This is a genomic window from Alcaligenes sp. Marseille-Q7550, from assembly GCF_965112015.1.
The window spans coordinates 1-1,062 of record NZ_CBCOPU010000027.1; the positions used below are offsets into that span (position 1 = coordinate 1).

Here is a 1,062-nt window from a genome sequence, read left to right on the forward strand (position 1 = left end):
GCCGTGCTGGTCGAGCGCGCCCGCCTGGACCTGAGCCGGGACGCACCCGCCGCGCCCGGCCGCCTGTTCATCCGCCCCGAGAACATCCGCGTGCTCGATACCGCCAGCCCGGCCGGAGCCGCCAACACCTTTCTGGCCGACATCGTGGACGGCGTCTTCCTGGGCCGCCACTACAAGCTGATCCTGCGCCCCGAAGGCATGGACGGGCTGACCGTGCAGGCCATCGTCAATCCTGAACAAGGCGACCGCCTGCTCGCGCCCCTGGCCGCGCGCCGCTGCCGCGTCCAGCTCCCCAGCGAGGCCCTGCATGCCCATGCCTGAACTGAGCACCTCCGGCCGCGCTGCGCCGCTGCGCCAGGCCGCGGCCGCGCGCAGCCGCATGCAATCCGAGGAGCGTCCCGTTGCGGCCCGCAAGCTGGTCCGCCAGGCCCTGCCTTCCTGGATGGGGTACGCAGCGCGCCGCACTCTAGTGCTGGTCCTGCTTGTCCTGCTGGCACTGTTCCTGGCCCTGCCCATGCTGTGCATCCTGTTGCGCGCCGTCCAGGACGGCGACGGCAGGCTGACGGGCCTGACGCAGTTCTGGAGCATTGTCGGCGCTCCCGGCTTCATGCCCATGGTGGGCCGCAGCGTCCTGGTCGGCCTGACCACGCTGGCCATCGTCGTTCCCACCGCCTACGCCTTCGCCTTCGCGCTGCAGCGCTGCTGCATCCGCGGCGCCGGCCTGTTCCGCGCCCTGGGCCTGCTGCCGCTGCTGGCGCCGTCCCTGATGCCGGGCCTGTCGCTGATCTATCTGTTCGGCAACCAGGGACTGCTGCGCGACTGGCTAGGCGGCCATACCATCTACGGCTTCTGGGGCATCGTGCTGGGCGAGGCCTTCTATACCTTTCCCCATGCGCTCATGATCCTGGGCACCGGCCTGGCGCTGGCCGATGCGCGCCTGTACGACGCCGCCCGCGCCATGGGCGCCGGCGCCTGGCGCCGCTTCCTGACCGTCACCCTGCCGGCCAGCCGCTACGCGGTGTTCTCGGCCGCCTGCCTGGTCTTCACCCTGACCGTGACCGA

1 protein-coding gene and 1 pseudogene are annotated in these 1,062 nt (G+C 71.4%); both read left to right on the forward strand.

The annotated features are described in order from the left end of the window. Window positions 1-321: TOBE domain-containing protein (locus ACWPWO_RS18850; protein ID WP_454007899.1), on the forward strand; the 321-nt coding region annotated here is incomplete at its 5' end. Between the two features lie 58 nt (window positions 322-379). Continuing rightward, a pseudogene (locus tag ACWPWO_RS18855) lies at window positions 380-1,062 on the forward strand (putative 2-aminoethylphosphonate ABC transporter permease subunit); the annotation flags it as partial.